We start from the raw sequence: 17457 nt of genomic DNA, 5'->3' as shown, positions 1-17457 counted from the left end.
GCAGACCATGATCATTTCTGCTGAGGAAGTACAAGCCTATTCTGTATTTGATCGTGTGAAAAATCGATCTGTAGAGAGACTGACAGCAGATATTATCGAAGCAGAAGCTGCAGTATTTCAGATCGTAGGTCACGATTTCACAAGTGAAAAATATCAGCCCCTCCCTGAAAAAGCAAGAATCGCATTATTAAAAATGGCCCAATATTTTGCCATGCTGAATGATGACGAATCTATGGTGAAAGGCTTTACGTCAGAAAAAATGGGCGATTATTCATATGCGAAGGCAGCTGATCAAGTCAAAGGCAGACCTCATGTGTATGCCCTGCTTGTCGATTACATTGAACCATCGCTCACTGGCGGAAGTGCCAAATTAAAGGTGAGATCATTATGAGTTATCAATCTTTATTAACGGATCGCTGTGATCTTTTTCACCTTGAATACGAGGAGGCTGCCCGCGGGAAATTTGGGATTCCAGCTGGGGATTTGCAAATAACACTCACTTATCCTGATGTTCCAAGCTTGAGAAATCTCTCTTGCTATGTCATAGAAAAAAGTCAGTCACTCGTGCAGGAAGAACCGAATACAGTGATTTATCAGTCCTATCTTGTCCATTTTCCTTTAGCAAGTGATATTCGCTTGCATGACAAAATAGTATGGAACGGGGTTTCACTCAAATTACAGCAGCCCAAAATAGTGAAAAATCATCACATTGAAGTGATGGCAGTCAGGAAGGAACATCTATGAAAATTGATGGACTAGACCGGCTGCTTTCACAGCTGCAGACGGCATGTGATGGCGGCTTAAAGGCAGAATATCAAGAATGGTTGCAGGAGATGGGCTTACAGCTTTTAGACATCATTCAGGATGAATTAATCAAGGAGAATGCTGTCGATACAGGCCGGCTTCTAAGCTCCTTTAGACAAGGTGACAAGGAGAATCATTTCCTCATCTCACGAGGCGGTCTCACGCTTGAAGTGGGGACGCAGCTTGATTATGCCTCATATGTCAATGACGGACATGCCACTTCTTCAAATGGAGAGCGAAGATGGGTGCCTGGCAGGTGGGCTGGCAGCCGCTTTGAATATGATCCGAATGCAAGTACAGGAATGATACTTGCATCTCAATGGATGAATGGAAATGGCTACTGGGACCATGCTGTCATGCTCTATGAGCAAATGTTTGAACATTCGCTAGATCGGAAGCTTCAAAGCTGGATCGATCGACATTTTGGGAGGTGATTGAATGAATCAAGAAGTCGGGGCAATCATGCATTTTATTTACACAAAATTTCCTGTAACAATGTATGATCGTCTTCTGCCAGAGCGCTTTCAAGTTCCGTCTGTTTATGTGCCGCCAGTGACAGTCATCAGCGGTCCAGATACGGTATCTACCTTTATGAAATCTTATTCGCTGCAAGTGAAAGTGTTTCATATCGATACAGAAAAAGCGCATGCTGCGGCAGAAACAGTCGTCGATGCATTGCTTGCTGATCGTCAAATCATTCAGATGATGAGTGAAGATGGAGAGGTGCTTGATGATTATGTCCGCATAAAAAGAGTGGAAACAAGAATCATAGATCAAGGCGTAGCAGCGATTGTCCTGACGTGGGATAGCAGCTATTGGTACAACCGAGACAAACAGCCAAGCCTTGAAAATATCAATTTTTCAGATGGGGTGATCAAACGTGAGCAAGACTAAAAAAGCACAGCTCGATCAAACAGCTGGCAAAGAAAAAGAATTTGGCTTTTCATTTGAAGCCTTAAAAGAGCACAGTAAGGATCTTTTTGGGGTAAAACCAGAAATCCTTGAAGGTGCTCTTTTTTATATCAAACATCAACCAATTACAAAAACAGAAGCAAAGAAGCACATTGATGCTTTTTTGTCCAAGGAGGTTTAAAGGATGAACGGAGGCACTTTTACACCAGGGACAGAGAAAAAGCGTCCTGGCATTTACTTTAATTTTAAAACAACAGCAGAGCAGCGAATTACTTTAGGCGATCGAGGTACGGTGGCACTTCCTCTTGTGATGAGCTGGGGAGAACCAAAAACCTTTATTTCCATTTCCAATATGGAAGACTTAAATAAAAAGGTCGGACTCAACATTGATGATAAGTCACTCCTTCTTTTCCGTGAAGCAAAGAAAAAAGCACAAACAGTCTTGCTTTACCGCTTAAATGAAGGGGAGCCAGCCAAAGCCGAAATCGCTGAAAATTTTGTGGTTACAGCAAATTATGGCGGCCTAAAAGGAAATGAGATCACAGTACAAGTCGCAGAAAATGTACTTGATAGCACAAAGCGCGACGTTATCACCTATCTTGGAACAGATATTGTCGATAAGCAGGTTGTTACTGATGTCAAAGATCTTGTGAAAAACAAATATGTTCAATTTTCTGGTGAAGGTGAAGCGGTTATCACAGCTGGTGTGGCACTAAGCGGCGGGAAAAATGGTGTGGCAAGTGTCGCAGATTACACAGCTTTCCTAGAAGCAGCCGAAACAGAATACTTTGATGTCATTGCTCTTCCGGTCGATAATAGCGAGCAATTAAAAGCAACCTTTGCCTCATTTATCGAGCGTTTACGTGATAAGCAAGGACGTAAGGTGCAAGGGGTTGTCGCCAATTATGCAGCTGACCAAGAGGGGATCATCAATGTCACAAGCGGCGTTGTTCTAGAAGACGGAACAGAACTGACGCCTGCTCAAACAACAGCATGGGTCGCAGGTGCAAGTGCAGGAGCGAACTTCAATCAGTCACTTACCTTTGTTGAATACGAAGGAGCAGTAGATACATTAGAACGCCTTGATAATGACCAAGTAGAATACCGATTATCACAAGGGGAGTTTCTTTTCACCTTTGATGCGCGGGACCGTACTGTGAGCGTTGAAAAAGATATTAACTCCTTAACAAGCTTCACGGCTGAAAAGAACCAGCAAATGGCGAAAAACAAAATCATTCGTGTGCTTGATGCGATCAACAATGATTTAACGTTCGAATTGAAAAATTTGATTAAATTACGTAAAGCCAATGGCAATGACATTCCAGCATCAGATGATGGTGTGCAGCTTGTGAAAACACTCATTACGCAGTATCTCACACAGCTTCAAGATGGCAGCGGCATTACAGGCTTTAACTCAGAAACAGATATCGTGATTGATCTCAATGAAGATCGTGATGGATTTATCATCGATTTAGCGGTTCAACCAGTAGATGCAGCAGAAAAATTCTATTTCAATGTGGAGGTGAAGTAAGATGGCTTTTAAAGCGCAAAATACTATTTCAGGTAAAGAAGGTCGTCTTTTCTTAGAAGGTGAGGAGCTTGCATTTATCAAAACCTTCGAAGCAAATGTGGAGAAAAACAAATCAGAAGTCAATGTCATGGGCCGCCGAATGACTGGTCATAAAACAACCGGTGCAAACGGAACAGGAACTGCGACGTTCTATAAAGTCACATCACGTTTCGTGCAATTAATGCTCAACTATGTGAAAAAAGGGGAAGATCCTTATTTCACTCTTCAAGCTGTGCTTGAAGATAAGTCATCTGGCCGAGGCACAGAGCGTGTGACATTATTTGATGTCAACTTTGATTCAGCTAAAATTGCTGGACTGGATGTAGATTCAGAGGCACTTGAAGAAGAAGTTCCTTTCACATTCGAGGACTTTGATCTGCCTGAGAAGCTGAAGAACTCTTTCTAATTAAGAAAAAGCATTAAGAATGACTAAAAAATATGTTATTTTTCATTTAGTCACGGGTATGCTATAATTCAAAGAGAACGAAATTGTATGTATATTATATCCAATAAACAGAAGAGTATGGTTATAAGCAAAGTCATTTGCATAGAATAAAAAGAAGCCAGGATGCGCTAACATCCCGGCAATGTACAATTTCGCCCATCAAGGGGCTGACTAATCGAATAGGATTTTCAGGATAGACTTTCCCTTTTACCTACCAAAGCTCAAGGGGGAGTCTATTTTTTGTCTATATACGTCAACAGGGCAATGATAAATGACCCGAATGCAAGCATTAACATAAGCGCTTGAAATGTTGACATGAGCATCACCCCCTTCCAATCGGGGATGAGCCAGACACCCTTGAGCAAGCCGTTCAATTGTACGATTTATATTATACATGAAAAGATTGGAAAGCACATTCAAAAATGGATGTGCTTTTTTGTATTCAAAAAATATAACAAAGGGAGTTTTTAAACATGAGCGAAAAACAAACATTTGATCTTTCATTTTTTATGCCAGGACAAACAGTAGAAGCGGAAGAAGTCAAAGTGCTGATTTCTAAGCGTTTTGTTGATAAAAAAGGGAATGTCATTCCTTTTGTCTTCAAAGCAATTACAACTGAACGTATTGATGAATTAGAAAAAGAAAACACAACGTTCAAAAATGTCAAAGGCAGAGGACGCGTGAAAGATTTAGACAGCCAGCGCTTCTATGCACGTATTGCCATTGAATCCACCATTTATCCAGATTTCCGCTCAAAGGAATTAAGAGAAGCCTACAGCACGCAAGACCCAGTTGAAGTAGCAAAACGTGTACTGTCTGTCGGCGGGGAATATGCGAACTGGTTAAACAAAGCCATCGAAATCAACGGATTTGAAGACGAGATTGAAGATTTAGAAGAAGCAGCAAAAAACTAATAAAAGATGGGGATAAAGAAGCGGTGTTTTTATATTACGCCATGCACGAGCTTCACTACTCCCCATCTGAACTCCTTGATTTATACGAAGCACCAAGGCAATTCAAAGCGTTCCTATTCGGACTCATCAGCTACAAACTCGACATGCTAGAAAAAGAAGCAAAGAAAGGAGGGAAATAAACTGGCGAAACTTACTGCACGATTTGAATTAGAAGACAAAGTGTCGAAGAAGCTTTTACGCATTCAGAAACGGTTTCAAACGTTTGAACAGCGGCTCAAGCCCTTTAGAAAACCGATCAAAATAAGCCTGGAAATGGATGAAAAGAAGTTAAGAAACTTCAATGTATCGATGCGTAAATTTTCAGTATTATCGATAAGTCTAGATCAAGGAATCTATCGTGATTTAAAATCATTCACAAATCAATTGAACAACATACCAAATCATCTTGTCATATCCATTCAAGCAAAGGGACTAGATTTCATTAAGTCTAGCATGGATCGCTTGAAAAAAGCAGGAACAAGTCCACTTCTGATGACATTTAAACTAAACGATCAATTGTCAGGAAAAATATCATCGATCAAAAAATCAATCCTTCAGCTCATGAACAGAACATACTATATGAGATTAAACACGGTTGATCAAGCCACCGCTGCGATTCAACGAATCAAAAAGACACTAAAAAGCTTGACGATGTCTAAACATGAGATCAGAGTGTCTGTTCAAGATAATGCAAAGAGTAAGTTGAAAAAACGAGATCAGACAGACTCGGTTGTAAAAGAAAAGAAAATAAAAAAGGGACCTAATGCAACAGCCGCTACGAAAACGAATGAAAACAAACAAAGCTGGTTGGGGAATTTGGGAAACAAGGCGATAAAGGAAATCGAAAAGTATGCAGGTGACGTTTCAGATAAATTGAAGGAAAAATTGAGTCCAAGAAACTTTTGGGACAATAAGGCACTTCCTTGGATCGAAACGAAAATGGATGAGTACAAACAAGAAGTGATCGGACGAATTCGTGAGAAGATTAAAATTAATTTTGAAGAAAAGCTAGATCAATTGGTGAGTAGTGGATTAGATCGCCTCTTCGGTACAAATAACCAAGCAAGTGAAAATAACAGTACCCCTGTAGCGCCAACACCAACATCAACACCAACACCAACAAATCCAGCCCCTAAAACGAAGCCGCAGCCACGGGGTGGAAAAGGTTTGTTTCGTAATAGTTGTTGCCCTTGTTGTGCTAGAGGATTAAGCAGGAGAGGATCTACTAGAACTAAAAATAGAAATGGTCGTTCGCAAAGACAGCCAACAAATCCAACTGGTACAACAAGAGCTGAAAGAAATAGAAAACCTCCAAATAGATTAGGGAAATTGAAGACAAACGCAGGTAAGTTATTTGGGAAAATCCCTAGTGGACTGAAGAAAGGCGCAGGTATCGCAGCTTCAGTTGGGGGACTTACTGGTTTGGTGAAAGGTAGCAAGGGGTTAAGTGGATTAGGAGATGCGGTGAAAAATATCGGTCGAGGGAGTGGGAAATTATTAAAGAGAGTACCAATTCTCGGTAATTTACTAAGTACCACAAATTTAATCGGTATGAACAAAGAGAATGCTGGTGAAAAAGTAGGTGCGACAGGAGGAGGTATCGCCGGGGGAATGGCAGGTGCCGCGACAGGTGCAGCTATCGGGAGCGTTGTTCCGGTAGTAGGAACAGCGGCCGGTGGCTTAATAGGCGGTATTCTTGGAAGTATGGGTGGCGAATCTATCGGTGAAACGATTGGAAAATGGTTTGATGGAGGCGGCTTTGAGAAAGTTGGTCAAAAGGCCATTGAAATTAAAAATCAAATTGTTGAAATTTGGTCAACAGTTGCCGATTGGTTCACAGAAAATGTTTGGACGCCATTAAGCAGCGCAGTCGTCACAGTAGCAACCACCATTTGGTCAAGTCTAGTCAATGCATGGACATGGATTCAAGAAACATTCAGTGCAGTCGCAGGCTGGTTTATCGAAAACGTCTGGACACCATTAAGCAGCGCAGTCGTCACAGTAGCAACCACCATTTGGTCAAGTCTAGTCAATGCATGGACATGGATTCAAGAAACATTCAGTGCAGTTGCGGGCTGGTTTATTGAAAACGTTTGGACGCCATTAAGCAGCGCAGTCGTTACAGTCGCTACAGGGATTTGGACAGCGTTATCAAATGCATGGAAAACGATACAATCGATCTTTGGAGCTGTATCGTCTTGGTTTATGGATAATGTGTGGAACCCGCTTGTAGACACCGTTGGAACCATTAAAGATAGCATTGGGAAAAAGTTTGAAGAAGCGTATAAAGTGGTGACAGATATATGGGATGGATTATCCAAATGGTTTGAGGACAATATTCAGAAGCCGATTGGAAAAGTAGCAGAAGCCATAAGTGATGGGTTTTCTGCAGCGTTTGGTTGGGTTAAAAAGATTTTTGACAAAGCAGGCGGTATTGTAGATGTAGTAATAAATTGGATTGTTGGGAAGAAAAAACCTGATAATAATGCCACAGGCGGCTATATCACCCAGCCAACCTTATCATGGGTCGGAGAAGCCGGTAACGAATTTGTCATTCCAACTCAAAATAACAGAGGACGCGGGAAGATGCTGCTTGCACAGGCGGCTTCTCACCTTGGAATGTCTGTTGTGCCAAGTAGCAGCGGAGCAGCAAGTCCAGTTTCGAGCTCTCCAGCTCCAGCAGCTCCAAATGCTTCTGTCGGTTCAATTGGCGGCTCGGTCTCAATGAATGGAAACATTCAAGCTGCCAGCATAGGTGAGCAATTTAATCATGATTTTGAACAAGGATTAAATCAAAAGGTGATTTCGCTTGATCAATGGAAGCAAAAAAATATTCAACAGCCATTTGGTCAATTGACATCAGACTCAGGAAAGTATGGTGAGCAAACGGTTTCTGCTTTTGCGAATGGTCAGCAGATGACACCAACAGGAACAGATAGCTTTTTGAAAAATCATGTAAAAGCACCCTACCAGCAAGTGATGACAGTCTCACCAACATGGGGTTCTGGAACTGTTACTGGTTTTGCAACAGGTCAAAATGCCACATCAATTGGCACGAGCCAATACGTAGATCAACACGTCAAACAACCATTCCTGCAAGCCAAACAAGAATCGCCAGGCTGGGGTTCAGGAATGATCGATGCCTTCAACAGCGGCATGCGTTCGAAAGCAAGTGAAGTCACGCAAGCTGCCAAAGAAATGGCGAAGAAAGTAGAGCAGGCGTTTAGAGAAGAATTAGACATTCATTCCCCTTCACGTGTCATGATGAGTCTTGGGAAATTTGCATCGATTGGTGTAGTCAAAGGTCTTGATTCAATTGATGTGAAAAAGTTCGCTGAAAATCAGGCTGGTTCATTAATCGGGGCCTTCAGCGGTATGGGTGCTTCAGGTCTCAGTGTTCAGCAATGGCTCATGGCTGCTTTAACGGCAACCGGTACATCGATGAGCTGGCTACCTGGTTTGATGACCATTGCGCAGAACGAGTCACGTGGAAACCCGAAAGCGATCAACCTATGGGATTCTAACGCCAAGAGAGGAACGCCGTCAAAAGGATTAATGCAGACCATTGACCCGACATTTAACTCCAATAAAGGCAAAGGCATGAATGATATTTGGAACCCAATTCATAATGCCGTAGCAGCCATTAACTACATTAAGGGCAGATATGGAACAGTCTTCAATACGCCGGGATTACGGAGTATGAGAAGAGGCGGTCCTTATAAAGGCTACGCAAATGGCGGTCTGATTACGAAGGAGCAGGTAGCTAGAGTCGGTGAAGGGAACAAACGCGAATGGATTATTCCAGAAGAAAGAGGCATTCGCGGGAGATATTTATTGACGCAGGCAGCCAAGGCGCTTGGGATGCAAGTATATGATCCATCAAATGCATCTGCTCCTTTACCAGAATCACAGATGCAGCAAGTGACCTCAGCTCAGTCAGCTGGCAATACAACATCGTCAGGTACTAAACAAATCACGATTCAATTCAATGGAGATCAGCATTTCCATAATGGACAAGACCAACAATCGCTTGTCGAAAAAATTAGACAAATGCTCGTAGACGAACTGGAAGTAGAGCTTCATACAGGAACGAAGGGAGTCGTGATCGATGGGTAAGTCAGTGTATCAATTGTGGATTTCCCAAGGAAAGGATAAGTTGCGATTCCCTGTCCTTCCATCCGAACTCGAAATCACAAATCATGTACAAAATGAAACAGTGAAGGTCGCCTCTTTTGGAGAACTGACCTTTATTGATGTACCAGCAGCTAAACAAGTATCATTCACATCATTATTTCCTAAGAAATATTCGCCGATTGCTGAATATAAAAGCATTCCATCACCAGAGAATGCGATAGCGAAAATTGAACGAATGATGCGTTCGAAAAAGTCCGTGCGATTGATTGTTACAGGGACAAAAATCAATATGACGTGCAGCATTGAAAGCTTCACCCACAAGGAGGGGTCATATGATATTGGTGATCGTGAGTTTACGATTCAGTTAAAGGAATACAAAACCGCTTCGCCTAGGAAAATCAAACGAAAGAAAAAAGCGAAACAAACCAAAAAGAAAAGACCCTCAAAATCACCACCAAAATTGTATACCGTCAAAAAAGGCGATACCTTGTGGGCCATTTCAGGCCGGTTTTATGGCGACAGTACAAAATGGCGGCGTATTTGGAATGCGAATAAAGCAGCGATGATTAAACGAAGTAAACGCAATCTTAAACAGCCGGGACATTGGATTTTTCCTGGACAAAAATTGAAAATACCACAATAGGGGGGCTGACATTGATTGAGCTTTTTGCCATCAGAAGCGGCACCATGTATGAGCTTGTCACAGAGAGTGTGACACTTCAGGGGCAAAGGTATCAAGCCCCTCGCTCTATTCAGGCAAATATTATCACAAAGCAAGGCAGTCAAACATATTACCGTGTCTCAGAAGGGGACACGGTTCTTTTTAAATGGAAAGGAAAAGAGCTGTTCAGAGGCATTGTGTTTTCCCGGACACCTGTTGAAGGCAAGCTGACCTTTACCGCATACGATATGCTCCAATATTTAGTGAAAAACCAAGATGTATATGTTTTTTCGAATCAAAGAGCAGATCAAATCTTGAGACGGATTGGAACTGACTTTCAAATTCCAATGACCTCCATCGCAAATACAGGACATGTCATGAAATCACTGGTCTTTAAAAATGACACGAGCTTGTATGACATCATTCTGAAAGCATTGAAAGAAACGAAGCGGCAAACCGGCAGAAACTATCAAATTTATTCTGCTAAAGGCAAGATGGGGCTGAGAGCTTGGCCCGATCCAGAGGACGTATGGGTCATTGAATCAGGCGTCAATCTCATCGGTTATCAGTACAGCACCTCCATTGAAGAGACAGCAACACGCGTAAAGATGCGCACGTCTGTAGATGAACAGGGGAAGAATAAGAAAAAAGGCAGTAAATCCGAGATTGTGGTGGTCGAACAGGATAAAGCAGGTCAGAGTAAATACGGCATTTTACAGCATGTTGAGACGGTAACAGGTCAAATCAACCAGCCGCAGCTTCAAAAAAGAGCCAAAGTACGGTTATCAGAGAAGAAAGGCGTTAAACAAGAAGTGAAAAGCATACAAGCGCTAGGAATTCCCGAACTGCAAAGCGGTCTCCCAATCTATTTGAAAATCCCTGAAATCAACGTAAAAAAAACCTACTGGATCGATCAAGACAAGCATGAATTCAATGGAGTGAAACACACCATGACCATTGATGTTGTTGAGAAAAATTCCATGCCAAAGGGGGATCAAGCGTGAGATTAAGTGAAGCGATTAAACGATTAGCAGTTAATGCAGTAGACGCTGCCTCTCCCATTGATCTTGTCATTGGAGAAGTCAAGGCGGTTTCACCACTTCATATCCGATTAAATGAAAATCATAAGCTGATCATTCCAGAAGAATTACTGATTTGGCCGAAGCGCTTAAATAAGGGCGAGGATGATGAACTTAAAACGGGAGACAGTATTATGGTGCTCACAATGGCAGGGGGACAGTCCTTCTACATCATCGACAAATTGTAAGGGAGGTGATGGACGTGGCACTTTCACCAGAGGAAGAAATCGAGGAAACAGAAGAAGACGAAGAGGTGGAAACCTCAACGACGTATCGCATAGATTTTGAACATGGCAGGCTGACAAACGAAACCATTTCAGGCATAGAGGCGATCCGGCAATTCATTTACATGACATTGCGGACAGAGCGTTATGCACATCCTATCTACAGCCATGACATTGGCACTGAAATTCAGGAGCTTTTGACAGATACAGAAGCCACGGATGAATACAAAGAAATGGAGATTCCAAGATTGCTAGAAGAATCACTGATCGTTGACGAGCGGATTGATCATATTGAAGAGATAGAGGTCACGAAGCAAAATGACTCGTTTCACGTCAAACTAGCCATCGTCACAGATGAGGGCACATTAGAAATAGAGGAGGTGATGGAGGGCGATGTTTGAGGAACAAACGTATGAAGCATTGATGGAAAGAATGCTGGACAGACTGCCAGATGACGTGGATAAAAGAGAAAACAGCGTGATTTGGAATGCCTTGGCACCTGCTGCTGCTGAACTGGCACAGTCCTATATTTGGCTTGATCAAGTATTCGAGCTTGTCTTTGCTGATACAGCGCAGGGAGAATTTTTAGATCGACGGGCTGCTGAAGTAGGGATTGAAAGAAAGCCAGCCACCAGAGCAGTTTGGTCAGCATCCATTCAGCCAGAGAACATCAACATCCCAGCTGGCTCACGTTTTTTTATTGAAGACGTTTATTTCCAATATTCGAAGGATGGCACGCTGGAATGCGAGACATCTGGTACAGCCGGAAATGGCCAATTAACAGGTCAGCCGCTGCTATCCCTTGATACGATTCCAGGACTTGAATCAATGATCATGAAAGAACTGGTGATACCAGGGCAAGAGGAAGAAGATGACGCTTCTTTATATGATCGATACTTAATACGCGCAAGGCGAGAGGCTGTCAGTGCCAACAGAGCGCATTATAAAAAATGGGCCGAGGAAGTGACCGGTGTTGGCAGAGCGAAAGTGTTCCCGCTTTGGAATGGAGAAGGAACGGTCAAAATTGTCATCACAGACGGCAATTTAGATGTAGCATCAGATCTCCTTGTCAAAAGGGTACAAGAGTATATCGATCCAGTGCCAGGAGAAGGAGAAGGGCAAGCGCCTATTGGCTCAAAAGCAACTGTTGAAAGCGCCAAGTGGCTGGATATCGACATAGAAGTGGCAGTCGAACTTCAAATGGACTGGACCCTTGAAGGAGCACAAAAAGAAATAGAAGAAAAGGTCAAAGCGCTATTAAAATCAATCGCATTTGAAAAGAGTACCATTCGAATGTCCGCATTAAACGATATTCTGTACCATTCAGAAAGTGTGTCAGATTATGCAAACGTCTTACTGAACGGTGAGTCGAAAAACTTAGCATTACAGGACATTGAAATACCGCGTCTTAGGCAGGTGAAGGTTATTGAGCAAACAGGATGAAATGAAAAGCTACTTGCCGCCATATTTTACAGAGATTTATGAAGTGGATCATTTACTAAAGACAGAGGCGCCGGAGTTTGAGCAATTGGACGAATCCATTTTTGACTTAACGGATCAGTTCTTTCCTTTAACAGCGACGTGGGGATTGAATAGGTGGGAAAGAATGCTCAAGGTGCAGCGGGAATCAGATGATTCAATTGAACTGCGAAGGGCACGCTTACTCAATATGATGTCGAATATTCCGCCGATCACGTATCTTTCATTAGAGAAATCAGTGAATCGATTTCTTAAAAATCCAAGTGCGATCATCCGTCTCACAGCCAATCGCTATCATTTTGCCTTACGTGTAAACCTAGATGACCTGCAAAACACAAGATATATTGTCGAAATACTCGAAACGTTAAAGCCAGCACATTTGGCGTATACGTTCACCGCCATTCATCATACCGATGTTCATGAAAAAAATGAACATCACCAGAGGCTCACATTGCGAAGCAGAGTGGGTTTTTTCGATCATATCCCGATTTTACTCAATGGTGAATTTGTATTAAATGGAGCGTTCTACCTCAGCGGGACACGAGGCACAACGGATGTTCCTACTCGTTTTCGACATTCGTTGAAGATGAGAATGCCGATTCAACAAGAGAAGGAAACAACATACCGCATGAACTATGTCATGACTGGTTCAGCGCATGAAACGAAGCAAGCAGCAGCACTGACTTTGCACGCAAAGAACCAGCTTCCGCATCACACCAAAAAGAGGATGATGTTCCGCCTGCCAGTACATGTTCAAAATGAACAGGGCGGCAGCTTACTGATCAAGGATCATTACTGGATTCTCGATGGATCCGTTCCGCTTGACGGATCAAAAATGCTAGCAGCAACTTCTAAAAAAATAGAGCTATAAGGAGGATCACAATGGCTGATCAATTAACCGTAACAACACTGTACGCACGTCAACAAATGGCAAAGGCAAGAGCAGAAGGAACAAAACTCACAAAGGTCGTCAAAATGGCATTCGGAAATGGGGGAACAAAGGATGGAAAACCGATCTCTCTTGACGGTACAGAACAAACACTCAAAAAAGAACTAGTTCAAAAAAACATTGATTCGTTTACCTTTATGGAACCAGCAAAAATCCGCTACACCTGCACAATCGCCGAAGGAGAACTCGCAGGAGAAGTCATCAACGAACTGGCACTTGTCGACGAAGCCGGCAAATTCACCGCCATCCGCACCATGACAGACAAACAAAAAGACGGCGACATCGAATTCGTTTTTGAGATTGATGATATTTATTAATGGAGGGGAAAGAAGTGGACATCAAAACACCTTTACCGTTTGAAACCTCTGACAAAGCTCATGCCAACTTGTTTAATCGTATGGTCGACACACTTGTTGAGAATGACAATGCACTCAGTAGACAAATAGCAGGAATCACAAATGAAAGCTTATTCAAGTTAACAGGAGATCAAGCCATTCAAGATGCATCAGTCAGCGGCGAGGAATATCCAATAGGCATTACGTTTATGGATATTGGCCAAGCCAATGATACGGGATATCCTACGAGATTTGGCTTTGTGAAAAATGAAAAATATAGTAACTTTCGATTTGTTCAATACTACTATGGGACTGGAAACGAAGCAGGCAGTTATTTTGATAGCACAGGTACGTGGTGCAGGCATTGGTGGACCGGATCTGGCTGGACAGAATGGCATAAAATCTCTGGTTTTCTCCATACCAATATTGGGACAACTGGTAAGCAGTTATTAACCAAAGGGGAGAACCAAAAAGTCCTCTTTAATAGGAAAATAAAAGATAGTCATAACAATTTTGATACTATGAATAATCGATTTATTTGTCCAGAAAATGGGATGTACTTGGTGAATGCAGGCGTATATATTGATAGCTTTCGAAGATACTGTAACTTTGAATTATCTATCTATTTGAATGGAAAAAGATATAAAAATATTGCGCATCACCGACAGAGTCCCGCAAGCCCATCTGATACATCGAGCTTAGGCGTGGGTCTATATGGTGCTGCCAATGTTCCGGCGAATAAAGGTGACTATTTAGAAATTTATTTATATATAGGATATGACGGAGATGTTAGTCGCTATGTATCTGATAATCCAGGTTGGTACAACTATTTCGACATTATGGAATTAGGCGGCCGAAATTTCCCAAGAGTGTAGGAGGATTCTGATGATTTTATATGAAGCCATTAAGTATAAATATCCCGATGCGGACCCGCAAAAGGATTTTGAATTAAGAAATGACGGAGATGGTTCGTATATAGACGAGTGGCACCTAGATGTGCCAAAGCCAACGGTAGAAGAATTGAAACAATGGTGGGAGGAATCTCAAATCAATCCAAGATACCAACTACCCCTTCCACTAGATTATCTAGCACAAGAATTAGCCAAAGAAAAGCTGATGAGAAAACAGCTTGAACACCAATGTGATTTTCTAACAAACGAACTAATGGCGCTAAAAAATGAGATCCTTTTATTTAAAGGAGAGAGTGAAACATGAATTATTGGGTAATGGCATTATATTTTCAATGGGTGCCACCTGGATTGGTCAAACAAGCAGTTGAACTAGGTGATTGTTCAATGGAAGATCTAAATGAAGGATATGAGCAAAGGATGCTCACTTTAGAGCAGCTACAAGAGATTGAACCAAGCATCAAAGCAAGGGAGTGAAAACTGAATGGAAATAAAAGAACCAAAACTTTTTGAGATGAATGATAAAGCGCATGCCGATTTGTTCAATGACATGGTCAAAGTACTACTTGAAAATGATACTGGATTATTAGAGCAGCTCTTAAAACATACAAATGATGCGAGAGTACACGCATCTGAAACAGAAAAGAAGAAATGGAATGATTCCCAGAGTTATAAGATCACAGCAGATAGTGGAAGACAGCTCATCAATGTGTCAGCAGGCGGAAGAATATTTGATGCGATAAAAGATAAAGGAACATGTACATTTTATGCAGCTGCTGGCGTGGAGGATTCTCCTGCCTCACCGAATGTCTCAATCAGAGGGCTGCAGACAGTAGGTCAAGAAAATATTGGCTCTGGCTTTGCAATTGATGTATCGGGTAATGCTTACTTTTTTTATTATCATACCGGACATACGTCGATTACATGGACAAAGCTGCCTACAGAAAGTGATAGGAACAGGTGGGATAACGGTCAATTAGTAAAAATCACACAAGATAATGGCAAGCCTTTTTATCATGGATTTGCTAGTAAGACAGACTATAATACCCTTACTCAGACAGGAATGTATCTCATATATAATCCTGGAGTAAACGGTCCACCATCCTTTAATCTAGTCTTTTTACTGGTCATGAGTTACGGCAATACATTAATACAAATAGCGTACGAATCTGTTTATGGGAAAAACACGTACTTTAGAGTTCGTAAACAGGATGCAGAAACATGGACTCCTTGGGAGAAGCAGATTACGCTATCAGATCTATTAGAAGGTACTTGGGAAACACCTGAAGAGATTAAAAGCAATTGGAAGGAATATGACCCTATTAATTTGCCAGTAAAATATCGCAAGAATCTCTTAGGGGAAATTGAGATAGTAGGTGCTGTAAAAGGGGGGATTTTAGGAAATAACCCAGTGTTTATTTTGCCTGAAGAATATCGGCCGCAGCAGGCAATCCATTTTGTAGGAGTCGCTTCAAGTATAGGGACTCCAGGAGTACCTCAATTCCATCGTACATTAATAGATAAGGATGGAAATGTATGTGTGCAATCTTCTTCAAATAACGTCAATCCGACTGAGTTTATTACATTTGGTTTTAAGTTTAGTACAAGATAATTCAATAAAACTGAAATGTGAAAGGAGAATCACATGGAGATAAAGACACCTCGTACTTTAAAAACCAGTGACAAAGCCCATGGGGATCTGTTTAATGACATGCTTAGGGGTTATTCTTTCTAATGATATGGGATTGTTAGAGCAAATCAATCAGCACATAGAAGATATAAAATCTCATGCATCCGAAACAGAAAAGCAGAAATGGAATCAATCTCAGCTATATAAAATGACAAATGATAACGGGTCCCAGTTGGTCAATATCCCTGCTGACGGCTGTATTTATAACGGGATTAAATCGTTAGGTGCTTGCTCGTTCTATGCGCCGGGCGCTTCTGGAATAGTCGATTCTCCTGCTATAGGCAATGTAGCATTTTAAAGGCCTAGTAGTATTAGTTCCAGTATCGGGTACAACTGGTCATAGTAAACTACTTATATATAAGACAGGAGAACTAAAGCTAACTGGTTTACTGTCAGCGAATGACAGTGCGGTATCTGGTTACTATCTAGACATGGTGGTCCCATTAAATTAAGGAAGTGATAAAAATGATACAAGTCTATGAATACAATCATCAATATGAACTGGTCAGACCGATAGAAGTGTTTGAGATCGATGATGAAGGAAATTATGTAATACCAGATCAATGTACAACAATTGCTCCACCCAATAATCCTTCTTTTTTTAAAGCAGCTATTGACCATGCTTAAAGGAGCTGATTTAGAATGATGTTTCCAACTGTAGCAGATATTAAATAATTTTGGGGCTGGCAGTGCTACGGCCCAGAGGATATTGCATTTTATGTAAGCATTGGCTGGATCTCAGCAGAAGACTATCAAGACATAACAGGAGACAAATACGAAGCCTAATGGCTTTATTTTTTTGCCGGAAAGAAGGTGATTCCAATAGAAGTAGATGTCGTCCAAAACTTAATGACACAAGGCCCATTTGCCGTTCTCTTTTGCTGGATTCTGTTTTATGTTCTCAATACAACAAAAGAAAGAGAAAATAAGCTCAATGCACAAATCGAGGCGCAAAATGAAGTGTTAGCGAAGTTTAGTGAGAAGTATGACGTTGTCATCGACAAACTCGATAAAATTGAACGGAATTTAAAATAGGAGGAAAAATCATGAAAACATTCGACAAAGGCACTGTGATTCGCACAGTGCTTCTTTTTCTTGCACTCATCAACCAAACACTTGTAATGTTTGGACAAACAGTTTTGCCGATTAGTGAGGAGCAAGTGCAAACCGCAGGAGAGGCACTTTATATTGCAGGTTCCACGATTTTCACCATGATCACAGCGATGATCGCTTGGTTTAAAAACAATTATGTGACCTACAAAGGACAGCTGCAAAAAGATGTCTTGAAACAAAGAGGGCTAACAAAATAATATT

The 17457-nt window shown here is 41.6% G+C and carries 26 protein-coding genes and 1 pseudogene; 26 read left to right on the top strand and 1 reads right to left on the bottom strand.

What is annotated here, in order from left to right; genetic code table 11:
- Positions 1-7: 7 nt before the first annotated feature.
- Genes yqbG through ACSLGF_RS04665 form a run of 7 tightly spaced genes read left to right on the top strand, consistent with a single transcriptional unit; the run spans position 8 to position 3692 of the window.
- Positions 8-391, top strand: a complete 384-nt coding sequence (yqbG, locus tag ACSLGF_RS04695; protein ID WP_034317322.1) for a protein YqbG — start codon at positions 8-10, stop codon at positions 389-391.
- Complete coding sequence (locus tag ACSLGF_RS04690; RefSeq protein WP_456002983.1) at positions 388-744, top strand: YqbH/XkdH family protein; 357 nt, start codon at positions 388-390, stop codon at positions 742-744. The genes yqbG and ACSLGF_RS04690 overlap by 4 nt, the downstream gene beginning before the upstream one ends.
- Positions 741-1238, top strand: a complete 498-nt coding sequence (locus tag ACSLGF_RS04685) for an HK97 gp10 family phage protein (RefSeq protein ID WP_456002981.1) — start codon at positions 741-743, stop codon at positions 1236-1238. The genes ACSLGF_RS04690 and ACSLGF_RS04685 overlap by 4 nt, the downstream gene beginning before the upstream one ends.
- A gap of 4 nt (positions 1239-1242) precedes the next feature.
- Positions 1243-1698 (top strand): phage tail terminator family protein, encoded by a 456-nt coding sequence (locus ACSLGF_RS04680; RefSeq protein ID WP_456002979.1) that lies wholly within the window; start codon positions 1243-1245, stop codon positions 1696-1698.
- Positions 1685-1897, top strand: a complete 213-nt coding sequence (locus ACSLGF_RS04675; protein WP_456002977.1) for a hypothetical protein — start codon at positions 1685-1687, stop codon at positions 1895-1897. Before ACSLGF_RS04680 ends, ACSLGF_RS04675 begins: the two co-directional genes overlap by 14 nt.
- 3 nt (positions 1898-1900) lie before the next feature.
- Complete coding sequence (locus ACSLGF_RS04670; RefSeq protein WP_456002975.1) at positions 1901-3247, top strand: phage tail sheath family protein; 1347 nt, start codon at positions 1901-1903, stop codon at positions 3245-3247.
- A 1-nt stretch (position 3248) separates the two neighbouring features.
- Positions 3249-3692 (top strand): phage tail tube protein, encoded by a 444-nt coding sequence (locus tag ACSLGF_RS04665; protein WP_034317337.1) that lies wholly within the window; start codon positions 3249-3251, stop codon positions 3690-3692.
- 272 nt (positions 3693-3964) lie between these two features.
- Here ACSLGF_RS04665 and ACSLGF_RS04660 read toward each other — a convergent pair whose 3' ends face one another.
- Positions 3965-4054 (bottom strand): putative holin-like toxin, encoded by a 90-nt coding sequence (locus ACSLGF_RS04660; RefSeq protein WP_072368332.1) that lies wholly within the window; start codon positions 4052-4054, stop codon positions 3965-3967.
- 150 nt (positions 4055-4204) lie between these two features.
- Between ACSLGF_RS04660 and ACSLGF_RS04655 the strand changes: the two genes are divergently transcribed.
- The 19 genes and pseudogenes from ACSLGF_RS04655 to ACSLGF_RS04565 all read left to right on the top strand — a co-directional run bounded on the left by ACSLGF_RS04655 (position 4205) and on the right by ACSLGF_RS04565 (position 17453).
- Positions 4205-4645: a phage tail assembly chaperone gene (locus ACSLGF_RS04655; RefSeq protein ID WP_099727150.1), complete on the top strand. Its 441-nt coding sequence runs from the start codon at positions 4205-4207 to the stop codon at positions 4643-4645.
- A gap of 41 nt (positions 4646-4686) precedes the next feature.
- On the top strand, positions 4687-4824 hold the full coding sequence (locus ACSLGF_RS04650; protein WP_008344097.1) for a hypothetical protein: 138 nt from the start codon (positions 4687-4689) through the stop codon (positions 4822-4824).
- 1 nt (position 4825) lies between these two features.
- On the top strand, positions 4826-8800 hold the full coding sequence (locus tag ACSLGF_RS04645; RefSeq protein ID WP_456003259.1) for a transglycosylase SLT domain-containing protein: 3975 nt from the start codon (positions 4826-4828) through the stop codon (positions 8798-8800).
- Complete coding sequence (locus tag ACSLGF_RS04640) at positions 8793-9461, top strand: LysM peptidoglycan-binding domain-containing protein (protein ID WP_456002973.1); 669 nt, start codon at positions 8793-8795, stop codon at positions 9459-9461. Before ACSLGF_RS04645 ends, ACSLGF_RS04640 begins: the two co-directional genes overlap by 8 nt.
- A gap of 11 nt (positions 9462-9472) precedes the next feature.
- Entirely contained in the window at positions 9473-10483 is a 1011-nt protein-coding gene (locus ACSLGF_RS04635) for an XkdQ/YqbQ family protein (RefSeq protein ID WP_456002971.1), read from the top strand.
- The gene (locus ACSLGF_RS04630; RefSeq protein WP_456002969.1) at positions 10480-10746 is read left to right on the top strand and encodes a DUF2577 family protein; all 267 of its coding nucleotides are present in this window, start codon (positions 10480-10482) and stop codon (positions 10744-10746) included. The genes ACSLGF_RS04635 and ACSLGF_RS04630 overlap by 4 nt, the downstream gene beginning before the upstream one ends.
- A 14-nt stretch (positions 10747-10760) precedes the next feature.
- Positions 10761-11183 (top strand): DUF2634 domain-containing protein, encoded by a 423-nt coding sequence (locus ACSLGF_RS04625; RefSeq protein ID WP_456002967.1) that lies wholly within the window; start codon positions 10761-10763, stop codon positions 11181-11183.
- Positions 11176-12225, top strand: coding sequence for a baseplate J/gp47 family protein (locus ACSLGF_RS04620; protein WP_456002965.1), 1050 nt, complete (start codon positions 11176-11178; stop codon positions 12223-12225). Before ACSLGF_RS04625 ends, ACSLGF_RS04620 begins: the two co-directional genes overlap by 8 nt.
- Positions 12209-13132: a YmfQ family protein gene (locus tag ACSLGF_RS04615; protein WP_456002963.1), complete on the top strand. Its 924-nt coding sequence runs from the start codon at positions 12209-12211 to the stop codon at positions 13130-13132. The genes ACSLGF_RS04620 and ACSLGF_RS04615 overlap by 17 nt, the downstream gene beginning before the upstream one ends.
- 11 nt (positions 13133-13143) lie before the next feature.
- Positions 13144-13527, top strand: a complete 384-nt coding sequence (locus tag ACSLGF_RS04610; protein WP_336493481.1) for a phage tail-collar fiber domain-containing protein — start codon at positions 13144-13146, stop codon at positions 13525-13527.
- Between the two features lie 14 nt (positions 13528-13541).
- Complete coding sequence (locus ACSLGF_RS04605) at positions 13542-14420, top strand: hypothetical protein (RefSeq protein ID WP_456002961.1); 879 nt, start codon at positions 13542-13544, stop codon at positions 14418-14420.
- A 10-nt stretch (positions 14421-14430) separates the two neighbouring features.
- Entirely contained in the window at positions 14431-14760 is a 330-nt protein-coding gene (locus tag ACSLGF_RS04600; RefSeq protein ID WP_456002959.1) for an XkdW family protein, read from the top strand.
- Positions 14757-14930: an XkdX family protein gene (locus ACSLGF_RS04595; RefSeq protein ID WP_456002957.1), complete on the top strand. Its 174-nt coding sequence runs from the start codon at positions 14757-14759 to the stop codon at positions 14928-14930. The genes ACSLGF_RS04600 and ACSLGF_RS04595 overlap by 4 nt, the downstream gene beginning before the upstream one ends.
- Positions 14931-14937: 7 nt before the next feature.
- The gene (locus tag ACSLGF_RS04590) at positions 14938-16065 is read left to right on the top strand and encodes a pyocin knob domain-containing protein (RefSeq protein WP_456002955.1); all 1128 of its coding nucleotides are present in this window, start codon (positions 14938-14940) and stop codon (positions 16063-16065) included.
- Between the two features lie 94 nt (positions 16066-16159).
- Complete coding sequence (locus ACSLGF_RS04585) at positions 16160-16441, top strand: hypothetical protein (protein ID WP_456002953.1); 282 nt, start codon at positions 16160-16162, stop codon at positions 16439-16441.
- A gap of 167 nt (positions 16442-16608) precedes the next feature.
- A complete protein-coding gene (locus ACSLGF_RS04580) occupies positions 16609-16770 on the top strand; it encodes a hypothetical protein (RefSeq protein ID WP_456002951.1) in 162 nt (53 codons plus the stop codon).
- A 60-nt stretch (positions 16771-16830) separates the two neighbouring features.
- Positions 16831-16929, top strand: a pseudogene (locus ACSLGF_RS04575) (XkdX family protein); the annotation flags it as partial.
- 36 nt (positions 16930-16965) lie between these two features.
- Positions 16966-17178, top strand: a complete 213-nt coding sequence (locus ACSLGF_RS04570) for a BhlA/UviB family holin-like peptide (protein WP_012011023.1) — start codon at positions 16966-16968, stop codon at positions 17176-17178.
- Positions 17179-17189: 11 nt separating this feature from the next.
- A complete protein-coding gene (locus tag ACSLGF_RS04565; protein ID WP_456002949.1) occupies positions 17190-17453 on the top strand; it encodes a phage holin in 264 nt (87 codons plus the stop codon).
- Positions 17454-17457: the final 4 nt, after the last annotated feature.

Source organism: Bacillus sp. A015 (assembly GCF_053851875.1).
Note: the sequence above shows the minus strand (reverse complement) of the source record. Positions and strands in the feature narration are given on the sequence as shown.

Bases quoted from the DNA above. Each gene is read 5' to 3' on its own strand.
- ACSLGF_RS04665 (WP_034317337.1), top strand. From the start codon at position 3,249: ATGGCTTTTAAAGCGCAAAATACTATTTCAGGTAAAGAAGGTCGTCTT.
- ACSLGF_RS04660 (WP_072368332.1), bottom strand. From the start codon at position 4,054: ATGCTCATGTCAACATTTCAAGCGCTTATGTTAATGCTTGCATTCGGG.
- ACSLGF_RS04620 (WP_456002965.1), top strand. From the start codon at position 11,176: ATGTTTGAGGAACAAACGTATGAAGCATTGATGGAAAGAATGCTGGAC.
- ACSLGF_RS04655 (WP_099727150.1), top strand. From the start codon at position 4,205: ATGAGCGAAAAACAAACATTTGATCTTTCATTTTTTATGCCAGGACAA.
- ACSLGF_RS04590 (WP_456002955.1), top strand. From the start codon at position 14,938: ATGGAAATAAAAGAACCAAAACTTTTTGAGATGAATGATAAAGCGCAT.
- ACSLGF_RS04580 (WP_456002951.1), top strand. From the start codon at position 16,609: ATGATACAAGTCTATGAATACAATCATCAATATGAACTGGTCAGACCG.
- ACSLGF_RS04600 (WP_456002959.1), top strand. From the start codon at position 14,431: ATGATTTTATATGAAGCCATTAAGTATAAATATCCCGATGCGGACCCG.
- ACSLGF_RS04610 (WP_336493481.1), top strand. From the start codon at position 13,144: ATGGCTGATCAATTAACCGTAACAACACTGTACGCACGTCAACAAATG.
- ACSLGF_RS04690 (WP_456002983.1), top strand. From the start codon at position 388: ATGAGTTATCAATCTTTATTAACGGATCGCTGTGATCTTTTTCACCTT.
- ACSLGF_RS04670 (WP_456002975.1), top strand. From the start codon at position 1,901: ATGAACGGAGGCACTTTTACACCAGGGACAGAGAAAAAGCGTCCTGGC.
- ACSLGF_RS04640 (WP_456002973.1), top strand. From the start codon at position 8,793: ATGGGTAAGTCAGTGTATCAATTGTGGATTTCCCAAGGAAAGGATAAG.
- ACSLGF_RS04565 (WP_456002949.1), top strand. From the start codon at position 17,190: ATGAAAACATTCGACAAAGGCACTGTGATTCGCACAGTGCTTCTTTTT.
- yqbG (WP_034317322.1), top strand. From the start codon at position 8: ATGATCATTTCTGCTGAGGAAGTACAAGCCTATTCTGTATTTGATCGT.
- ACSLGF_RS04680 (WP_456002979.1), top strand. From the start codon at position 1,243: ATGAATCAAGAAGTCGGGGCAATCATGCATTTTATTTACACAAAATTT.
- ACSLGF_RS04585 (WP_456002953.1), top strand. From the start codon at position 16,160: ATGACATGCTTAGGGGTTATTCTTTCTAATGATATGGGATTGTTAGAG.
- ACSLGF_RS04650 (WP_008344097.1), top strand. From the start codon at position 4,687: ATGCACGAGCTTCACTACTCCCCATCTGAACTCCTTGATTTATACGAA.
- ACSLGF_RS04595 (WP_456002957.1), top strand. From the start codon at position 14,757: ATGAATTATTGGGTAATGGCATTATATTTTCAATGGGTGCCACCTGGA.
- ACSLGF_RS04685 (WP_456002981.1), top strand. From the start codon at position 741: ATGAAAATTGATGGACTAGACCGGCTGCTTTCACAGCTGCAGACGGCA.